Source organism: Streptosporangium sp. LJ11, from assembly GCF_051918945.1.
Lineage (GTDB): Bacteria > Actinomycetota > Actinomycetes > Streptosporangiales > Streptosporangiaceae > Streptosporangium.
On sequence record NZ_JBPXMB010000003.1, the window covers coordinates 382,233 to 400,887 of the forward strand.

The window sequence follows — 18,655 nt, forward strand, 5'->3', positions numbered from 1 at the left end:
ATAACTACTCGGGTCATTACCCGTCAGAGGGGACAGATCACATTGGGTCGCTCAGTCCGCCGACAGGACGCTTCCGTAGGCGCGGGCGGCCAGGTCAGCGATCAGATCGTGCGCCCCGAGGACGTCGGCGCACTCGGCCCCGATCTCCTCGGCCGCCGCGCCCGCGAGCCCGGGGGCCGCCTCCGGACCCAGGACGCAGGGCGACAGGGCGATGCGCTGGGCGCCGATGCCGCGCAGCCGCCCGGCCGCGTCGGCCACGGCGGGCGCGCTGTCGAGGGAGGCGACCAGGACGGGCAGGGTCAGCCGCGAGGCCAGCAACACCGCCGTCGGCTGAGCCTCCACCGCCGCGTTCTCGCCGCCGACGGTGGCGAGGATGACCGCGTCGACCGGGCTGGAGACGTTGAGCAGCCGCATCCGGTCGGCCCGCGCCAGGCTTCTCTCCGACAGGCGGATGTGCAGGGCCTCGGCGAGCAGCGGATGCGGCCCCAGGGGGTCGGTGACCGTCACCGAGACCTTGCTGGAGGCCACGGCCTCGGCGATCAGCCGGTCGGCGACCGGGTGCGGGCCGGTCAGCAGCGGCACCACGACGGCGGCCGTGGCGTCCTGCGGCCGTTCCCTGGCCGCCGCCTCCAGCTCGGAGGTCAGCTCCTTGCCGTCCTCGCCGAGGGCGGCCAGGCGGACCTGGATCTGTGGGTTGTCCCCCCGTATGAGGGCCGCGAGCTCCGCGGCGGTGCCGGAGGCGTCGCCGAGCGCGGCCAGCACCAGCGCTGGTGCCTCGGGCGGGAGCTGGGAGGGTACCGGCCTGCGGTGCCTTCCGGAGGGTCGCACCGGGCGCCCTCGTACGGGGAGGATGGGACTTTCGCTCACATGCGCGGACTCTAGGGCCATTTGACACTTCCTGTGACCGGAAACGGCAGCATTCCCGTCACAACATTCTGAAAAGGGGAGGTTCAGGGGTGGATTCTCCCGCGTCCGAGGCCGGTTCACGACCGGTGCGCGGGCGGTTCACGGCCGGCTCGTGGCCGGTTCGTGGTCGGTTCGTCTGGCTCGCGGCCGGCGCGCGTCCGGTTCGTGGCCGGTTCGTGGCTGGGAGACGCCTTGGGTCAGACGTCACGGTGGCCCTCCCACTCGTCCTCCAGCGCCGAGTGCACGATGGAGTCGCGCCAGGCCCCGCGGGCCCGTACGTGGTGCCTGATCCTGCCCTCCTCGACCATCCCGGCGACCAGCATCGCCAGCTGGGCGGCGGTGTTGGCGGGGGAGCGGGCGCCCCAGATGCGGTGCAGGCGCAGGTCGCGGAAGCCGAACGTCAGGATCAGCCGGATCAGGTCGGTACCGATGCCCCGGCCCCAGTGGTCGGGACGGAGTCCGAGGCCGATCTCGGCGCTGTGCGGGTGGTCGGCCTCGATGTGCAGCCGGGCGACGCCGAAGGCCTCGCCGTCGTCGAGGTCGGTCACCGCCAGCACGTAGAGACGCCGGGGCTCGACCTCCGAACCCTTGATCGCCTCGATGATCGTCTCTTCGACCTCCTCGCGGGTGCGGGGGTCGAACGGCAGGTGCTCGGTGGCCGTCGGGTCGCCGTACACGGCATGCAGGGCGTCCACGTCGCCGAGGGTGATCTCCCTGAGCCGGAGTCGCTTGCCCGAGATCTCAACGTGGCGCATGCGCAGACGTTAACGTCTCGGAGGTTCCACGGCTAGAGATCTTCCCGGTAAGCGGACATACCATCATTTTAGTGATCTTATATGCACGGCTTGGTGCGTGCCCAGGCCTGGAGAGGCCTGTGCCCGGACTCAGGCGAACCCGGCCTCGCATGCGGGGGCCGGGTTCACCTCGCCGGGACGAACCGGCCGTCCTGGGGGCCTGCGATCCGGGGAGAAGCCGCGTCGAGGACCGGGCTCACTTCGCGGGGACGACGATGTCGGAGTTGCCCGGGGCGTAGACGGTGATGCCCTCGGGGAGGGCGTTCAGCTTGTCGATCTCGACGCAGGCACGGCACTTGCGGTAGCTCTCCTGGAGCTGCCTGTTCGCCTCGGCCTCACCCTTGGCCAGCGCGACCGACGCCTTCGCGTCCGCCTCGGCCTGCCTGATCTTCGCCTCGGCCTCGACGTCGGCCTGTGACGCCTTCGCCTTCGCCTCGGCGATCCCCGCCTGGGCGACCTGGGTCTTGTTCACCGCGGCCTGGATCTCGGACGGCAGCGTCACCCGGACCAGCGTGAACCGCAGGCCGGTGAAGAAACGACCGCCGAGCAGCTGCTCCAGGTCGCGCTCCAGGATCTGGTTGATGCCGTTCTGGGCGCGGATGATGGAGGCGTTGCTGTCGATGACGGCCGGCAGGGCCTTCTTGTTCGAGGTCGTCTGCACCAGCGAGCAGGAGGAGAGCAGCTCGGCGCACTCGGCGGCGCCGATCTGGCTGCGCAGGGCGTTGTAGATCACCGGTCGCACGGACTGGATGAAGAACGCGTTCCATCCCTCGTCCCCGTCCCAGGCGGAGCGCGACTCGCCGTCCTGGCCCAGGTAGGTGCGGGTGCCGTACCTGTCGTCGAAGCGCTTGAGCATCTCCTGGTCGAGGTTGAGCGTGAAGTAGAGCGTGCCCTCGATGCCGAGGTTCACCCCGTCGGAGCTCGGCACGGTCACCTCGTCCACGCCGCTGGAACTGGCCCGCTTGGCGTCGGTGGTGATGGTGTAGATCCGCTGCTGGGCGGGATAGGAGTGCACCGACGACCACAGGCCGACCCAGGTGAGTCCCGAGTCCGGCGGGATGACCTGCCGGATCCCGGAGTCGTCCAGCGGGCCGCCGTCCCTGACGACGGCCACCTGGCCCGGTTCGGTGCGTGCGAAGCCACCTCCGACGCTGATCAGGACGATCACCGCGATGACCGCGAACACCACGGCGGCGACGCTTTTTCCGATGGGCATGCCGATCCTCCTTTGGGCGGGCACCGGAGGGCGGCGGCCGGGGATGGCCGTCCCCGGCCGCCGGCCCGACCGGCTTCCCTTCGTGGCGGGCTCTGATGGTTCCTCACGTGCTCCAACCGGGTTCGACGAGCCGGTGGGCCGGTGAGTTCGATGAAATGTCCGAAAAATCAGGCGATTTCCGGCTTTGGGGAGAACCGCGGCCACCGGGGAGGGCCGGTGACCGCGGCCGGGAGGTCAGGCGTCCCGGGAAGCGGTCCCCGTGCGCGTTCCCGGGTCGCCGTCGGAGAGGCCGCCGGGGTCTCCGGCGGGGACGTCGCCGGGCGTGCCGTCGAGGGGGGCGGGCAGGTCGTCGTCGTGCGCCCCGGGGGCCATGGCCAGGCCCACCGCGGTGACGGCCAGCGCGGCGACCACGTAGAGCGAGACGGCGAGGGTGCTGTCGAACCGGTCGAACAGCCACAGCGCGATGATCGGGGCGAGGGCGCCCCCGAAGATCCCGGCGACCTGGTAGCCCATCGAGGCGCCGCTGTAGCGCAGGCGGGTGCTGAACAGCTCGGCGATGAAGGCCGCCTGGGGCCCGTACATCGCGGCGTGGCAGGCCAGGGCCACGATCGAGGCCAGCGCGATCACCGGGAAGGATCCGGTGTCGAGCAGGGGGAAGAAGGCGAACACCCAGACCGCGGCTCCGACCACGCCCGCCAGATAGACCGGCCGGCGGCCGACCCTGTCCGACAGCGCGCCGAACAGCGGGATCAGGAAGAGCTGGAAGGCGGAGCCGATCAGCACCGCGTTCAGCGCGACCCCGCGTTCGAGCCCGAGGGGGCCGGTGACGTAGGCCAGGATGTAGGTCACGAAGATGTAGAAGGCGACGTCCACGCCGATGCGCGCGAAGCCCGCGGAGATCAGCGCGCGCGGGTGCGTGCGCAGCACCTCCACCAGCGGCATCCGGGCCTTCGCGCCGGCCCGTTCGACCTGGGCGAACAGCGGTGACTCCACGATCCGCAGGCGGATCCACAGGCCCACGACCACCAGCGCGCCCGACAGCAGGAACGGCACCCGCCATCCCCAGGACAGGAACGCCTCCTCGGGAAGCGCCGCGGACATGATCCCGAGCACGCCCGCCGCCAGCAGGTTTCCCGCGGGCACCCCGACCTGCGGCCAGCTCGCGTTGAACCCGCGCCGCCGGGGATCGCCGTGCTCGATGGACATCAGCACCGCCCCGCCCCACTCGCCGCCCAGGCCGAGCCCCTGTACGAAGCGCAGGGTGACGAGCAGCAGCGGGGCGGCCACGCCGATGGTGGCGTAGCCGGGCAGCAGGCCGATCAGGAAGGTGGCGACGCCCATCAGCAGCAGCGTCACCACCAGCACGTTCTTGCGGCCGACCCGGTCGCCGAAGTGGCCGAACACGATCCCGCCGAGCGGTCGCGCGACGAACCCGATCGCGTAGGTGAGGAACGCCAGCAGAGTCCCGGTCAGCGGCTCGAAGGTGGGGAAGAAGAGCTTGTTGAAGACCAGCGCGGCGGCCGAGCCGTAGAGGAAGAAGTCGTACCACTCCAGGGAGGTGCCGACCAGTCCGGCCACAATGACCCGCCTGGTCTGGGAGCTTGCCATCGCGTGCGCTCCTTAGCTTCTTGTGAGCTTCTTGTGGGGGGATGTCCCGTGGACTAGCTTCGTGGTGAGTCCCTATCAACATAAGAATCGTTGAACAATTCGACAATAGGTTTGTTTGATGATTTCTTGGAGCCGTGGAAAACGTCACCGCGGCGCTACAGCGCGACCGCGGCCGCCTCGGACGCAGCAGCGCGGCCGAGGTGGTCGCCGACATCCTCAGGGACCGGATCGCCGAAGGGCTTTTCGTCCCAGGCCAGCGCCTGTCGGAGGAGAGCATCGGCGCGGCGCTGGAGGTCTCGCGCAACACCCTGCGCGAGGCGTTCCGGCTGCTCGGTCACGAACGTCTGCTGGAGCATCGGCTCAACCGGGGGGTGTTCGTCCGCGTGCTGTCGGCCGAGGACGTGGCCGACCTCTACCGGGTGCGCCGGGTGATCGAGGGTGCCGCGGTGCGGAACGGCGCGCACGCCCCCCGGGAGGCCCTGGCCGCCATCAAGGAGGCCGTCGCCGAGGCGTCCCGCGCCGCCGTCGAGGGACGCTGGCAGGACGTCGGCACGGCCAACATCCGCTTCCACCAGAGCCTCGCCGCCCTGAACGGCAGCCCCCGCCTGGACGAGGCGATGCGCCAGCTGCTGGCCGAGCTCCGCCTGGTCTTCCACGTCATGAAGAACCCCCGCGCCTTCCACGAGCCGTTCGTGGCCCGCAACCTGGAGCTGGTCGAGCTCATGGAGGCCGGACGCGCGGCCGAGGCCGAACGGGCCCTGGAGAGCTATCTGGGCGACGCCGAGAAACTGCTGATGCAGGCATATATCCCCGAGCCGTAAACATGGCGTAATGGGGCAGAATAATCGGATGTTTCCTCCGAATTCGCATGTGCTGGTGCTCACCGGTCCCGGGCTGGTCGCGGACCTTCGCCTGCTCACCGAGGTGGCCGATCGCGAGTTCGCGGCTCTCGGCGTCAGCGGGACGGTGTCGGCGGCCTCGGACCTGTCCGGCTTCCGGGCGGGGCTGGAGTCACCGGACGTCCTGGTCGTCCTGCCCGGCCCGGATCCGGAGGCCCGCGCCCTGTTCGCCGAGCGTCCCGACGCGGTCTGGCTCGACCTGACGAAGGCCGACGCCCCGCTTCCCGCCTCCGTGGACGGCGCGGGCGGCACGGGCTCTGCGGGCGGTGCGACGTTCGCGGGTGGCGCGGGGTCCCCGGGCGGTGCGGTGGACACGGGCGGCACGAGGAGCACGACGGGAACCCACATACACGGGCGGGGGGTCTGGGGGCTGACCTGGGCGATCAGGCACGCCGTGCACCGCCTGCGCCGGCCCGCGCACCGGATCGCCTATGGCGACCACCCCGACCAGTGGGCGGAGGTGCGCCTCCCGTACGGGTCCGCCGGTCAGGCGCCCGCCTCGGTTCCGCCGCGTGAGACACCCGCCGGGGCGCCGCCGTACGAGGCCGGCGGGCAGGCGCCCGCGGTGACGGCGGCGCGCGGGACCGGGGAACGGACGCCCACCGCGGTGCTGCTGCACGGTGGTTTCTGGCGGTCCATCTGGGGGGCGGACCTGATGGACGCGCTCGCCGTCGACCTCGCCGAGCGCGGGTTCGCCGCCTGGAACCTCGAATACCGCCGCCCCGACCTGCACGGCTGGGACGCGACCACCTCGGACGTCGCCCGGGGCGTCGCCCTCGCGGCGGAGAGCGCCCGGGGGCCGCTCGTGGTGATCGGCCACTCGGCGGGCGGGCAACTCGCCCTCCGCGCCGCCGCCGACGACCACCGGATCACCCTGGCCGTCTCGCTGGCGGGGGTACTCGACCTGGCCGAGGGGGACCGCAGGCACATGAGCTCCGGCGCGGTCGCCGTCGCGCTCGGCGGATCCGCCGCCGAGGCGCCCGCGGCCTACCGGCGTTCCGGGCCGCTGGAACGGCTCCCCCTCGGGGTGCCCCAGCTCATCGTGCAGGGCGGCGGGGACGACCTGGACCTGGTCGACTTCGGGCGCCGCTACGCGCGAGCCGCCCAGGAGTCAGGCGACCAGGTGACGTATCTCGAGATGTCGGGCGATCATTTCGACGTCATCGATCCCGCGTCACCGATCTGGCGGGCCACCGCCGGGGCGGTCGCCGAGCACCGCAGACCCTCCTGACCCGCCTCCGCCGGCGGGCCCTCCGCCGATGGTGGCGGGTTCGCCGGGCGAAGGCCCTCTCGAAGGCCCCGGCAGAGGACTCTCGGAAGGCTTCTCAGGTGGGGGACAGCGGGCGCCAGGGGACGGGGCTGGACAGCACCATCATGCTCGACGGGTGACCGTACGGAGCGAGCCGGTCGATCATCTCCTCGAAGGCCGTCATCGAGGAGGCGGCCACCCGCAGCAGGCAGCACGCGTCGCCGGTCACCCGGTGCACCTCGAGGATCTCCGGCCAGGCCAGCGCCTGCTCGTCGCGGAGCACGCAGCGGGGCCCGTAGCACGACATCCTGATCAGGGCGGCCACCCCGCGCCCGGCTCGCGCCGCGTCGATCCGGGCGTGGTAGCCGGTGATCACCCCGGTCTCCTCCAGCCGCCGCACCCGCTCCGCCACCGCCGGAGCCGACAGGTGCACCCGGCGCGAGAGCTCGCTGTACGACAGTCGCGCATCGCCCTGCAGCTCGGCCAGCAACGCCCAGTCCATCGCGTCCACGGTCACGCTCCGTCACGTCGTAACTTGATCCGCTCGATGCCTTCCGTTCCGAAGGCCCAATCCAATAATTACCTTTCTCCCATTATTTCCGTACAGACCGATACAGACCACCATGGAGGTAGACCGACGAAGGAGGAGTGATGACCGGCATCAAGCAGCTCACGGAGCAGGACCGTAAGGCGCGCGCCGAGGCCAACGAGGGGCTGCCGACGCTGGGCTTCGAAACCGGTACGCCCTACGACGACTACGTGGGCACCGCCACCCTGCACGGGCTCCAGCGCACCGTCACCGACGTCCCGGAAGAGCTGCCGTTCCTGGTCACCACCCAGGTGATGGAGCTCTATTTCGGACTGCTCCGCACCGAGTGGCGCCTCGCCCAGCGGCAGCTCGACGCGGACGACGTCACCGCCGCGACCCTGACGATCAGGCGTACCGTACGGCACTTCGAGGCGCTCAACGCCGCCTGGGCCGCGCTGAGCTGGCTGACCCCCGCGCAGTTCAACTCCTTCCGCGACGCCCTCGGCGAGGGTTCGGGCTTCCAGTCGGCCTTCTACCGCCACGTGGAGTTCCTGCTCGGCAACAAGTCCGAGGCGCTCATCCGGCCGCACCGCCGCAACCCCGAGGCGTACGAGGAACTCGTGGAGGCGCTGCACCGGCCGAGCCTCTACGACTCGGTCCTGGCCTTCCTCGCCCGCGCGGGCCACGCGGTTCCCCGCTCGGTGCTCGATCGCGACCCGGCCGCCGAGTACGGGCCCGACCCCGAGGTCGAGGCGGTCTGGGTCGAGGTCTACGGCGGCCCGTTCGCGCCGCTGGCCGAGGCGCTGACCGACCTGGCCGAGCAGTTCTCCGACTGGCGCTACCGGCACCTGATGGCGGTACGGCGCTCGATGGGCGCCAAGCCGGGCTCCGGCGGGTCGAGCGGCCTGAGCTGGCTCGAGCGGAGCATGCGGCGGGAGATCTTCCCCGAGCTCTGGACGGCCAGGACGCTGATGTGAGGCACTCTCCGGTGCCGGTGCCGGTGCCGGTTTCGGGGACCTCGCCTCGCTTCGATGTCCCGGGCCCGCGCGGAGGTCAGCCGACCTGGCAGACCGGGCACCAGAAGAGGTTGCGCCCGGCGAGCACCTCCGTGCGGACCTCGGTGCCGCACAGGAAGCAGGGCATGCTGGAGCGCCGGTAGACGTAGACCTCGCCGCCGTGGCCGTCGACGCGGGGCGGGCGGCCCATCGCCTCCGGCGTGTGCTCGGGCCTGACCGTGTCGATGCGGCCCACCCGGACGCCCTCGGCCATCAGGAGCACCAGATCCGCCCAGATCGCCTCCCACTGACCGTGGGTGAGGGCGCGGCCGGGCCGTGACGGGTCGATCCCCTGGCGGAACAGCGCCTCGGCCCGGTAGATGTTGCCCACGCCCGCGACGACCGACTGGTCCATCAGCAGGACCCCGACCGAGACGCGGCTGCGGCTGATCCGCCGCCAGGCGACCTCGGGATCGGCGTCAGCCCGTAGCGGGTCGGGCCCGAGCCTGGCGTGCAGCGCCGCCTTGCCCGCCGGGTCGAGCAGCTCGCAGGTGTTGGGGCCGCGCAGGTCGGCGTACTCGCCCGCGTTGCTCAGCCGCAGGCGCACCAGCCCCGTCGGCGGGGGCACGGGTGCCTGGCCGAAGGTGTACCTGCCGTAGATGCCGAGGTGGACGTGCAGCCAGCGCTCGTCGTCGAAGCCCAGCAGCAGGTGCTTGCCGTGGGCGTCGGCCTCGGTGAGCACCCGGCCGTCGATCCGCAGGGCCCCGGCGGCGAACCGCCCCTGCGGGCTCTCCGCGCGCACGGCCCGCCCGCCGAACGCCCGCCGGTGCTCTCCGGCCAGGCGATGGATGGTGTGTCCTTCAGGCATGGTCTGAAAATCATATGATCCGCCCGGCGATGCTCAGGGCGCCGCGAACGCCCGTTCCCGCCGCCGGGAACGGCGCCCGACCAGGGTGTGGGCCGACGCGGCGAGGACGGCCCCGGCCGCGTACGCCACGAGGTCGGCCGCGCCGAACGTGCTGCCGAGCACCAGCCTGGCCACCACGCTCGCCTCGGAGAGAGCGGCGGGAACCGGCGTCAGCTGGGCCAGCTCGACCGCCCAGCTGAACGCCAGCGCGCCGACCGCGGCCCGCACCGGGGTGACCCGGGGCCACACCAGCACCACCAGCGCGTACGCGAGCACGGTGTAGAGGGCGTCGCCCGCGTACTTGCCGAACCAGCCGCCGGTGACCGCGCGGACGGTCAGCCCGGCGGCGACGGTCACCAGCGCCGCGAGCACGGCGAGCAGGCGGGTGCGGAGGACGCGGGGCGGGTGGTCACCGGGGACGGGAGGCACCCGCCCACGATAGCGACCACGCCGCTCCGCGAGCCGTGCTCCCGGCCGCCCGTACCCAGCACCCGCTCCCGTCGCCCTCGTCACCGCCGGTTCCGCTCCGTCACCCCGGCCCACCGTGGGCCGGGGTGACGGAGCGCCGGCTACGGGGTCAGGACGATCTTGTTGCAGTCGTTCTGCTTGTTCTTGAACATCTCGTAGCCGCGCGGGGCGTCCTCGAGCCGCATGCGGTGGGTGATCACGAAGCTGGGGTCGATGTCGCCGTCGCGGATCTTCGCCAGCAGGGGCTTCAGGTAGCGCTGGACGTGGCACTGACCGCTCCTGAGGGTCAGTGACCGGTTCATCAGGGAGCCCATCGGGAACTTGTCGAGCACGCCGCCGTAGACGCCGATCACGGACACGATCCCGCCGTTGCGGCAGGCCATGATCGCCTCGCGCAGCGCGTACGGCCGTTCGGTCTCCAGCCGGGTCGCCTGCTTGACCCGGTCGTAGGCGTACATGGCGGGGGTGGGGTGGTGGGCCTCCATCCCCACGGCGTCGATGCACGCGTCCGGGCCGCGGCCGGCGGTCATGTCCCGCAGCGCGTCGAGGACGTCGACCTCCTCGTAGTTGAGCGTCTCCGCGCCCGCGCGCTCGGCGATCCTCAGCCGGTTGGGGAAGCGGTCGATGCAGATGACCCGTTCGGCGCCCATCAGGTAGGCGCTGGCGACCGCGAACTGGCCGACGGGGCCGGCTCCCCACACGGCGATCGTGTCGCCGGGCTTGATGTCGCACATCTCCGCGCCCATCCAGCCGGTGGGCAGGATGTCGGACAGGAACAGCACCTTCTCGTCCGGCAGGTCGTCCTCGATCTTTATCGGTCCCACGTCGGCGAAGGGCACGCGCGCGTACTCGGCCTGGCCCCCCGGATAGCCGCCGAGCATGTGGGAGTAGCCGAAGATGCCCGAGGGGGTGTGACCCATGAGCTTCTCGGCCATGCCCGCGTTGGGGTTGGAGTTCTCGCACACCGAGAACATGCCGTGCTCGCAGGAGGTGCAGTTGCCGCAGGCGATCGGGAAGGGCACGACCACCCGGTCGCCGACCTTCAGGGTCGTCACCTTCGGGCCCACCTCCACCACCTCGCCCATGAACTCGTGGCCGAGGATGTCGCCCTTCTTCATGGTCGGGACGTAGCCGTCGTAGAGGTGCAGGTCGGAGCCGCAGATCGCGGACGAGGTGATACGGACGACGGCGTCGCGGGAGTTCAGGATCCTGGGATCCGGAACCTCCCGGACCTCGACGGTGTTGCGGCCCATCCAGCAGTTGGCCTTCATGGGATTCTCCTCACGTCACGGCTTCAGAGCGGCACGGGCTGGGCGGGACGCTGCATGGCCTGCCGCAGCGCGCGGGTGCCCTCCGGGCTGCCTTCCGAGCGGACCACCTCGCCGGTCTCCAGGACCTGCTTGAACCGGCGCAGGTCGTCGCGCACCTGCTGCTCGGGATGCTCGCCCAGAATCCTGGCGAAGGCCAGGCCGGCCCTGCCGCCCGGCGGGTCGTACGCGAGGTTCACCCGCACCTCCGTGCCGCGCCCGCCGGGGGCGTCGGCGAAGCGCACGGAACCGCTGTTGCCGACCAGGGCGCCCGGCAGGGACCGCCAGGCGATCAGCTCGTCGGACCTGTCCTCGACGATCTCCGCGTCCCACTCGACGGGCTTCAGGGGCCCCCTCGCCTTCCAGTGCGAGTGCCCGTCGCCGGTCGTCTCCACCGAGTCCAGGTGCGTCATGAAGCGGGGAAGGTTCTCGAAGTCGTGCCAGTACCGGTACACCTCCGGGCGAGGACGGTTGATCGTGATGGCCGCGCGCAGGCTCATCGGGCCCTCGCGCCCTCGATCCGGGCGGTGCCGGTTCATCCGTACCGCGGCGTATCCCAGCCCCAGCCCCAGACCTGCCCAGCCCAGCGCGCGGGCGAGCCGGTTGGTCGTGCGATCGTTCTTTCCGCTCATTTCGCCTCCGTAGGGTTGGCCGCCCCTCGGCCCCACCCGCCGGGGCCGTTCCGGTCGCCCGGGGCCTCTCCGGCGTTCGGCCCGCCGCGACCATGCCCGGCGTGCGGTGAGAAATCCGGCCTTTTCAGGCTGTCATCAATGCCGGGCACGGAAAAGAGGCGGGGGGAGATATCTGTTCAAGTTCCGTGCCGCCCGATCAGCCCGGGTCACCGGCCGGCCATCATCGTCAAAACATCGTTCTACGATCACCTCAGGCGAATTCAATGAAAGACCGTCGCGCTGCCCGCCCGATGTGGCCGATGAGGGATTCTCTGGAAATCCGCCGCCGGTTCGAGGGGTATGTGTTTGCCGATTCTGGGATGACCGTGCCTTGAAAGGTTCCGGGCTTCAGGGGTATCGTAGCCCGCCGCGATCCTCCGAAGTGCTTCACATCGTCGCTGCTCAGTGCGTGTGCCCTGGCTTCGTGGCGGATGCCGCCGCCACCCTTCCGCTGCCAAAAAATCGGTTATACCGTGGTTCTGACGGCCAGGGAGGTACGGCATGCCCGATGCTCGCGATATCAAAGACAGGCTGTTCGACGCGCTCAACGAGCATAAAATCGACAAGCTGATGGATTTCTACAGCGAGGACGCCGTCTTCGTCACACCGGCGGGCATCGCCGAAGGTCGTGAACAGATCTTCTGGTACTACCAGCATTTGCTGGAAGGTTTCCCGGACATGCACGTCACCCCCTGGTACAAGGTGCACTGCAGCGACCCCGCCGTCACCGAGTGGACGTTCACGGGCACCCACACGGGGTCCTTCCTCCTGCCCGACGGTCACGTGGCGGAGGGAACCGGCCGTAAGATCATCTTTCGGGGGTGCGGCCTGTGCACGATCGAGGACGACAAGGTCGTCACTCACCGGGATTACTACGACCAGCTGGAGCTGTACAACCAGCTGGGCTTCTGTCTCGCGACCGAGCCGGCGTGACCTCGTTTCCCTGACAGGGGCTCAGGTCCTCCCGGGAATCCGGACCGGACAGGCCTCAGGTCCTTCCGGAGATCCGGAGGGGTCCCGGGGCGCCTCCGGCCTTCCCGAGGGGAGGCCTCGGGCTTTCCGGAAAGGCGTCAGGGCAGCCGCCACACCGCCGGGAGGCCCTTGCCCGCGCCCTCCCCGGAGTAGTCGTGCACGACCTCCAGCAGCTCGGCCATCCTGGCCTGCCAGGTGATGTTCACCGGCAGGTCCGCCAGCGACGACAGCAGCGCCTCGTAGTCGTCACAGTCGATCACGTGGAACAGGTCCTGGCCGCTGCGCCAGATCGTCCACTCGTGCGCGCCGCCCCTCCTGATGGCCTCGGTCAGCTCGGCGGGCACCTCCCGGTGCGCCCGGTCGTACTCCGACTCCCTGCCCGGCTTGACCCGGGTGTGCAACGCGACGCGCATGCCGTACCTCCACGAAGTTGTAGACCGTTATAGCAGTCATCCGATGTGTGAAGGTCAGGGGAGGGCGGGCAGGCGGCGGTCCCGCAGCCAGCCGGCGAACAGCTCGTCCAGCGGCCGCGTGGTGCGGCCCGCGGCCAGCGCGGTGAACGCGCCGGTGGTGACGGTCCCGTGGCGGTGCCCGGCCGTCCACTCCCTGAGCAGCGCGAAGAAGGACTCGTCGCCGACGGTGCGGCGGAGCGCGTGCAGGGTGAGCGCGCCTCGTTTGTAGACCCGGTCGTCGAACAGCCGTCGCGGCCCCGGGTCGGCCAGCACGAAGTCCTGGGGGAGCGCGGAGAGTCGGCGGTGCCAGCGCTGCGCGTGGTCATCGGATGACAGGCCGCCGGAACTCTCCGACCAGATCCACTCCGCGTACGAGGCGAACCCCTCGTGCAGCCAGATGCCGCTCCAGTCGGCCACCGTCAGGCTGTTGCCGAACCACTGGTGGGCCAGCTCGTGGGCGACCAGGCGCTCCTCGCCCCGCCTGCCGTCCACGTGGTTCACCCCGAAGATCGACATGCCCTGCGCCTCGACCGGGATCTCCAGCTCGTCGTCCACGACCACCGCCGTGTAGGAGCCGAACGGGTAGGGGCCGAACCGCTCGCGGAAGACCTCCATCATCCGGCCCTGGCGCTCGAAGTCGTGGCGCACCCGCGAGGCGAACCTGGTGGGGAAGACCAGCCGCATCCCCGGGCTCGGCTCGGCCTGCTGGTAGCGGCCGATCTGCACGCTCGCCAGGTAGGAGGCCATCGGCTCGGCCTGCTCGTACACCCACGTGGTCGTCGAGGCCGCCCGCCGTTTGGAGGTCAGCTCCCCGTTGGCGACCACGTGGTACGCGGAGGCGGTGGTGACCGAGATCCGGTAGGTGGCCTTGTCGTCGGGCCGGTCGTTGCACGGGAACCACGAGGGCGCCCCGATCGGCTGGCTGGCCACGATCACGCCGTCGGTGAGCTGCTCCCAACCGAGCCCGCCCCAGTGGCTGCTCACCGGCTGGGGGGTGCCCGAGTAGCGGATCTCGACGGTGAACCGGCCGGGCCGCAGCCCCGGCGGCGACAGGTGCAGCTTGCCCCCGCGATGGGTGAAGCGCACCGGCGCGCCGTCGACCAGCACGCCGCTCACCCGGAGGGCGCCGAGGTCGAAGGCGACCCGGGTGAGCCGCCGCAGCGCGACCGCGGAGATCCTGGCCACCCCGCCCAGGCGGTTGGGGGTCACCCGGTAGTCGAGGGTCAGGTCGTAGTGCTCCACCCGGTAGCCGTCGTCGCCGTGCATGGGGAAGTACAGCTGAGGGATGGAGGTCGTGCTCAGGGTCACACCGGCTTCCTCTGTTCTTCGTGCGCTATCCCCGCCGGGCCCACGCCGCGATCGGGTTGCCGAACCAGCGGGTCCCGGCGGGCACGGACTCGCCGCGCATCACCAGGGACGCCGGTCCGACCGTGGTGTTCTCCCCGATCGTCGCCGCGGGCAGGACCACCCCGTGGGGTCCGAGGGTGGAGCCGTCCCGCATGACGACAGTATCGATGCTCATCACACGGTCGTGGAACAGGTGGGTCTGCAACACGCATCCCCGGTTCACCGTCGCCCCGTCGCCCAGGCTGACCAGGTCGACCTCCGGCAGCCAGTAGGTCTCGCACCACACCCCCCGGCCCACGCGGGCCCCCAGGGAGCGCAGCCACAGGTTCAGCGGCGCGGTCCCCAGCCAGCGCTGGGCGAACCAGGGCGCGGCCAGCACCTCCACGAAGGTGTCGGCCAGCTCGTTGCGCCACACGAACGAGCTCCACAGCGGCCGGTCGCCCACCGCGATCCGGCCCACCAGGACCCACTTGGCCACGGTCGCCGTCGCCGCGGCGAGCACCCCGCCGCCCAGCACCGCCACGCCCGACAGGGCCGCCGCCGCCGCGAAGCCGTACGCCCCCGCCAGCCACTCCAGGGCCGCCGCGACGAGCACGGCCACCGCGACCGTGCACATCACCGGCACCACGCGGCACACCTCGACCGCGGCGCGGGCGAACCTCAGCCTCGGCGGCGGGTCGTAGGTGCGGCTCCGGTCGCCCTCCTCGGCGGCCCTGCGCAGCTCCACCGGAGGCATCCCCAGGTACGACGAGCCCGCCTTGGCCTTCTTCGGCGCCGCCGACAGCACCGCGACCAGCCCGTCCTTGGGCACCTTGCGCCCCGGCGCGGTCATTCCCGAGTTGCCGAGGAACGCGCGCTTGCCGATCCGCACGTGGTCGACCCGCAGCCGCCCGCCCTCCAGCTCGTACGGCGCGACCATCGTGTCGTCGGCGAGGAAGGCGCCGTCGCCGACCGAGGTCATCGACGGCAGCGCCAGCACCGTCGACAGCTCCACGTCCCGGCCGACCTTCATGCCCAGGGCGCGCAGCCAGGCGGGGGTGACCATGCTCGCGTACAGCGGGAACAGCCAGACCCGCGCCATCGACATCAGCAGGCCCGTCGCCCACGCCTGCCAGGCCTGGCGGCTGTGCACCGGGTGCTGCCCGGCGTGCAGGCCGGCGGACAGCAGCCGAACCGAGATCACGGTCAGCAGGGCGAGGGTGGCCGTCGAGGCGACGGTGGCCGCCGGCACCCCGTACAGGACGGACGTCAGGGAGGGCGCGCCGCCGCGCAGCAGGACGGCGAGGCCGGGCAGCGCGGCGATCACCGGGAAGGCGCTCAGGACCAGCGCGGACAGCCCGTAGGCCGTCGCCCAGTGCCACGAGCGCGGCGGGCGGCCGGCCGACGGCGGACGGGCCTTGCCCATCCGGCTCGCGGGCACGCCCGCCCAGCGCTCCCCGGACGGCACCGAGCCCGCCACCGCCGAACCGGGCGCGACCTGGGCGTTCTTGCCGATCTTCGCGCCGGGGAAGAGGGTCGTCCTGGCGCCGACCGTGGCGGAGGCACCGATCTTGATCTCGCCGACGCGCACCTGGTCGCCGTCGATCCAGTAGCCGTTCAGGTCGACCTCGGGCTCGACGGCCGCGTACCGGCCCAGCTTGAGCATCCCGGTGATCGGCGGCATCGAGTGCAGGTCCGTGTCGTCGCCGACCTGGGCGCCGAGCGCCCGCGCGTAGTGGGTGAGCCACGGGGCGGTGGACACCTCGCCCACCCCGAGCCGCTCGGAGAGCTGCTCGGCGAACCACAGCCGCAGGTGCGTGCCGCCGCCCCTGGGGTACGTGCCCGGTCTCAGGCCGCGCAGCAGCAGCCGGGCGCCGCCCGCGGCCAGCGCGATCCGCCCCGCCGGACTGACGAACAGCAGCGCGCCCGCGAGCACCCACCACCACGAGACGACCGGGGCCCAGGGCAGGCCCACCAGGTTGTTCAGCGCGGCCAACGCCACCACCCAGCGCAGCGCGCCGACGCTGAGCAGCGGCACGGTGAGCGCCGCCTGCGCGATCGCGGCGCGGCGCGGCATCGGCGTGACGATCCGGTCGGTGGTCACGACCTCCGGCGCGTCGAGCGCCGACAGGTGCCTGCCCAGTTGAGGCAGCGTCGGGTTGTCGTAGACGTCGCCGACGGTGACCGCCGGGTAGCGGGTCCGCAGCGCCGAGACCAGCCGGGCCGCCGCGAGGCTGGTGCCGCCCTCGGCGAAGAAGTCACCCTCGGTGCCGCCCAGGACGTCCGTCCAGCACTCGGCCACCCACGGGTCGACGTCCGGCACCCCGGTGTCGGGCGTCCCGGCCTTCTTGGGCAGCGGCCAGGGCAGGGCGTCCCTGTCGATCTTCCCGGAGGTGCGCGTCGGAAGCTCGTCCACCAGGGCGATCCTGGGGACCAGCGCGGCGGGCAGGGAGTGGCGAAGACGGTCCCTGGCGTCCTCCTGGTCGAACCCCTCACCGGGCACGACGTAGCCGACGAGCAGCTGGTGCCCGCCGCCGGTCGTGCGGACCGCCGCCGCCGCCCCGGCGACCCCCGGCAGCGCCCGCAGCGCCGCGTCCACCTCGCCCAGCTCGATCCTGCGCCCGCCGAGCTTGATCTGCTCGTCGGCCCGCCCGACGAAGATCAACCCTTCGGGTTCCGCCCGCACCAGGTCACCGCTGCGGTAGGCGCGCTCCCAGCCGAGCGAGCCGAGCGGCGCGTACTTCTCGGCGTCCTTGACCGGGTCCAGGTACCTGGCGAGCCCGACCCCGCCGATGACCAGCTCGCCGGTCTCACCCATGGCCACCGGCTCGCCGTCCTTGCCGACGACGGCCAGGTCCCAGCCCGCCAGCGGCAGCCCGATCCGCACCGGGCCCTCCCCGGTCAGCGGCGCCGCGCACGCCACCACCGTCGCCTCGGTCGGGCCGTAGGTGTTCCACACCTCGCGCCCCGGCACGGCCAGCCGCTCGGCCAGCTCCGGCGGGCACGCCTCGCCGCCGAAGATCAGCAGCCGTACGTCGTCGAGCGTCTCGACCGGCCAGAGCGCCGCCAGGGTCGGCACGGTCGACACGACCGTGATGCCCATGTCCAGCAGCCACGGCCCCAGGTCCATGCCGGTGCGCACCAGCGCGCGCGGCGCCGCCACCAGGCAGCCGCCGTGCCGCCAGGCCAGCCACATCTCCTCGCAGGAGGCGTCGAACGCCACCGACAGCCCCGCCAGCACCCGGTCTCCGGGCCCGATGGGCTCCCCGGTGAGGAACAGCCGCGCCTCGGCGTCCACGAACGCCGCCGCGTTGCGGTGGGTCACCGCGACGCCCTTGGGCCTGCCGGTGGACCCGGAGGTGAAGATGATCCACGCGTCGTCCTCGGGACCCGGCCGGCCGCTGCCCCGGTTCCGCTCCCGCTCCCTGTCCCTGACCTCCCCGCCGCGGGCCGTGGGGGAGACCGCCGCGAAGGTGCTCCAGGGGGCGCCGCCGCCGCGCCCGTCGCGCGGGCCCGCGCCGTGCAGCTCCGCCGCGTAGTCGAGTTCCGACCCGCCGGTGGACGGGGGCTTCGAAACGGGGCGCCCGGGGCCGGAGTCCGGGGTGCCGGGGTGGTGAATCTCACATTCGGCGGCGTGATCGCCGGGATGCCCGCCGTGGCCGGTCCCGCGTGCCGCGTCGTCGCCGGGAGAGGAGGCGCCCAGACGCTCGTACGGGTCGCCGTAGGGGGCGATCTTCCCGCCGTCACCGATGACGGCGCGGACCCGTGCCTCGCCGAAGACCAGCTCGGCCCGCTCGTCGGGGTCGTCGGCGTCCACCGGGACGTAGGCGGCCCCGGCGGTGAGCACGGCGACGATCGCGACGTACAGGCCGACGGTGCCCGAGGGGATCCGCACCCCGACCCGGTCGCCGCGCCCGACCCCGGCCGCTCGCAGCTCCAGGGCCATCCGGCCCGCCTCGGCCCGCAGTCCGGTGTAGTCGAGACGGGTCCGCCCGTCGTCCAGGGCGAGTGCGTGAGGATGACGTCGCGTGGTCTGATCGAGAATGTCCAGCAACGTCCTGGCCTGCGGCGCGGGACCTCCCGGCAGGAGTGCTCGCGACGGTGTGCCGGTGTCGGCTGGTAACGGAATCACTGTCTCCCCCATGTGTACGGCGCCCCTGTGAGCCCGGGACAGCCTACGTGCACGGGGTTAACGCGATTCACCCATGCCGTCATACCCCCATGAACCTTCCCTTTCGGGCACCTTTCACCCGGATGGCCAGGCGGGGGCGTCACGCCGTTGACGCCCCTCCGGCTCGAACCTAAACTCAACGCACAATGAATTAATCGTCTCCGGTGACGGCCGTACGCCTCCGG

At 71.7% G+C, this 18,655-nt stretch carries 16 protein-coding genes; 4 read left to right on the top strand and 12 right to left on the bottom strand.

Annotated elements, in window-relative coordinates:
* Positions 1-51: 51 nt before the first annotated feature.
* The 4 genes from ACTOQ3_RS06440 to ACTOQ3_RS06455 all read right to left on the bottom strand — a co-directional run bounded on the left by ACTOQ3_RS06440 (position 52) and on the right by ACTOQ3_RS06455 (position 4,524).
* Positions 52-867, bottom strand: coding sequence for a sirohydrochlorin chelatase (locus ACTOQ3_RS06440; protein ID WP_440082487.1), 816 nt, complete (start codon positions 865-867; stop codon positions 52-54).
* Between the two features lie 236 nt (positions 868-1,103).
* Positions 1,104-1,661 (bottom strand): GNAT family N-acetyltransferase, encoded by a 558-nt coding sequence (locus ACTOQ3_RS06445; RefSeq protein WP_440082488.1) that lies wholly within the window; start codon positions 1,659-1,661, stop codon positions 1,104-1,106.
* 235 nt (positions 1,662-1,896) lie between these two features.
* Positions 1,897-2,916, bottom strand: a complete 1,020-nt coding sequence (locus ACTOQ3_RS06450) for an SPFH domain-containing protein (RefSeq protein ID WP_440082489.1) — start codon at positions 2,914-2,916, stop codon at positions 1,897-1,899.
* A 234-nt stretch (positions 2,917-3,150) separates the two neighbouring features.
* Positions 3,151-4,524, bottom strand: coding sequence for an MFS transporter (locus tag ACTOQ3_RS06455; protein ID WP_440082490.1), 1,374 nt, complete (start codon positions 4,522-4,524; stop codon positions 3,151-3,153).
* A 134-nt stretch (positions 4,525-4,658) separates the two neighbouring features.
* Between ACTOQ3_RS06455 and ACTOQ3_RS06460 the strand changes: the two genes are divergently transcribed.
* Positions 4,659-5,345 carry a GntR family transcriptional regulator gene (locus ACTOQ3_RS06460; protein ID WP_440082491.1) on the top strand — a complete coding sequence of 229 codons (687 nt, stop codon included), beginning with the start codon at positions 4,659-4,661 and terminating at the stop codon, positions 5,343-5,345.
* Between the two features lie 28 nt (positions 5,346-5,373).
* Positions 5,374-6,654 (top strand): alpha/beta hydrolase, encoded by a 1,281-nt coding sequence (locus tag ACTOQ3_RS06465; RefSeq protein ID WP_440082492.1) that lies wholly within the window; start codon positions 5,374-5,376, stop codon positions 6,652-6,654.
* 94 nt (positions 6,655-6,748) lie between these two features.
* Here the strand turns inward: ACTOQ3_RS06465 and ACTOQ3_RS06470 are convergent, their stop codons facing one another.
* Positions 6,749-7,174, bottom strand: a complete 426-nt coding sequence (locus ACTOQ3_RS06470; RefSeq protein ID WP_440064739.1) for an Lrp/AsnC family transcriptional regulator — start codon at positions 7,172-7,174, stop codon at positions 6,749-6,751.
* Positions 7,175-7,323: 149 nt separating this feature from the next.
* Here ACTOQ3_RS06470 and ACTOQ3_RS06475 point away from each other — a divergent pair, with 149 nt between their 5' ends.
* Positions 7,324-8,178 (top strand): tryptophan 2,3-dioxygenase, encoded by an 855-nt coding sequence (locus ACTOQ3_RS06475; RefSeq protein ID WP_440063507.1) that lies wholly within the window; start codon positions 7,324-7,326, stop codon positions 8,176-8,178.
* Positions 8,179-8,254: 76 nt separating this feature from the next.
* On the opposite strand, the gene ACTOQ3_RS06480 is transcribed toward ACTOQ3_RS06475, so the two are convergent.
* The 4 genes from ACTOQ3_RS06480 to ACTOQ3_RS06495 form a co-directional block, all read right to left on the bottom strand.
* Entirely contained in the window at positions 8,255-9,064 is an 810-nt protein-coding gene (locus tag ACTOQ3_RS06480) for an Fpg/Nei family DNA glycosylase (protein WP_440082493.1), read from the bottom strand.
* Between the two features lie 33 nt (positions 9,065-9,097).
* A complete protein-coding gene (locus ACTOQ3_RS06485) occupies positions 9,098-9,532 on the bottom strand; it encodes a DUF2809 domain-containing protein (RefSeq protein ID WP_440082494.1) in 435 nt (144 codons plus the stop codon).
* A 140-nt stretch (positions 9,533-9,672) separates the two neighbouring features.
* A complete protein-coding gene (locus ACTOQ3_RS06490) occupies positions 9,673-10,842 on the bottom strand; it encodes a zinc-dependent alcohol dehydrogenase (protein WP_440082495.1) in 1,170 nt (389 codons plus the stop codon).
* 23 nt (positions 10,843-10,865) lie between these two features.
* Positions 10,866-11,510, bottom strand: a complete 645-nt coding sequence (locus tag ACTOQ3_RS06495) for an SRPBCC family protein (RefSeq protein WP_440082496.1) — start codon at positions 11,508-11,510, stop codon at positions 10,866-10,868.
* A gap of 540 nt (positions 11,511-12,050) precedes the next feature.
* On the opposite strand from ACTOQ3_RS06495, the gene ACTOQ3_RS06500 reads away from it, so the two are divergent.
* The gene (locus tag ACTOQ3_RS06500; RefSeq protein ID WP_440082497.1) at positions 12,051-12,482 is read left to right on the top strand and encodes an ester cyclase; all 432 of its coding nucleotides are present in this window, start codon (positions 12,051-12,053) and stop codon (positions 12,480-12,482) included.
* A 137-nt stretch (positions 12,483-12,619) separates the two neighbouring features.
* Here the strand turns inward: ACTOQ3_RS06500 and ACTOQ3_RS06505 are convergent, their stop codons facing one another.
* The 3 genes from ACTOQ3_RS06505 to ACTOQ3_RS06515 are packed head-to-tail and all read right to left on the bottom strand — an operon-like array spanning position 12,620 to position 18,431.
* Complete coding sequence (locus tag ACTOQ3_RS06505; RefSeq protein WP_440082498.1) at positions 12,620-12,934, bottom strand: L-rhamnose mutarotase; 315 nt, start codon at positions 12,932-12,934, stop codon at positions 12,620-12,622.
* Between the two features lie 54 nt (positions 12,935-12,988).
* Positions 12,989-14,281 carry a M1 family metallopeptidase gene (locus tag ACTOQ3_RS06510; protein ID WP_440082499.1) on the bottom strand — a complete coding sequence of 431 codons (1,293 nt, stop codon included), beginning with the start codon at positions 14,279-14,281 and terminating at the stop codon, positions 12,989-12,991.
* A 25-nt stretch (positions 14,282-14,306) separates the two neighbouring features.
* Positions 14,307-18,431, bottom strand: coding sequence for a Pls/PosA family non-ribosomal peptide synthetase (locus tag ACTOQ3_RS06515; RefSeq protein WP_440082500.1), 4,125 nt, complete (start codon positions 18,429-18,431; stop codon positions 14,307-14,309).
* Between the last annotated feature and the right edge of the window lie 224 nt (positions 18,432-18,655).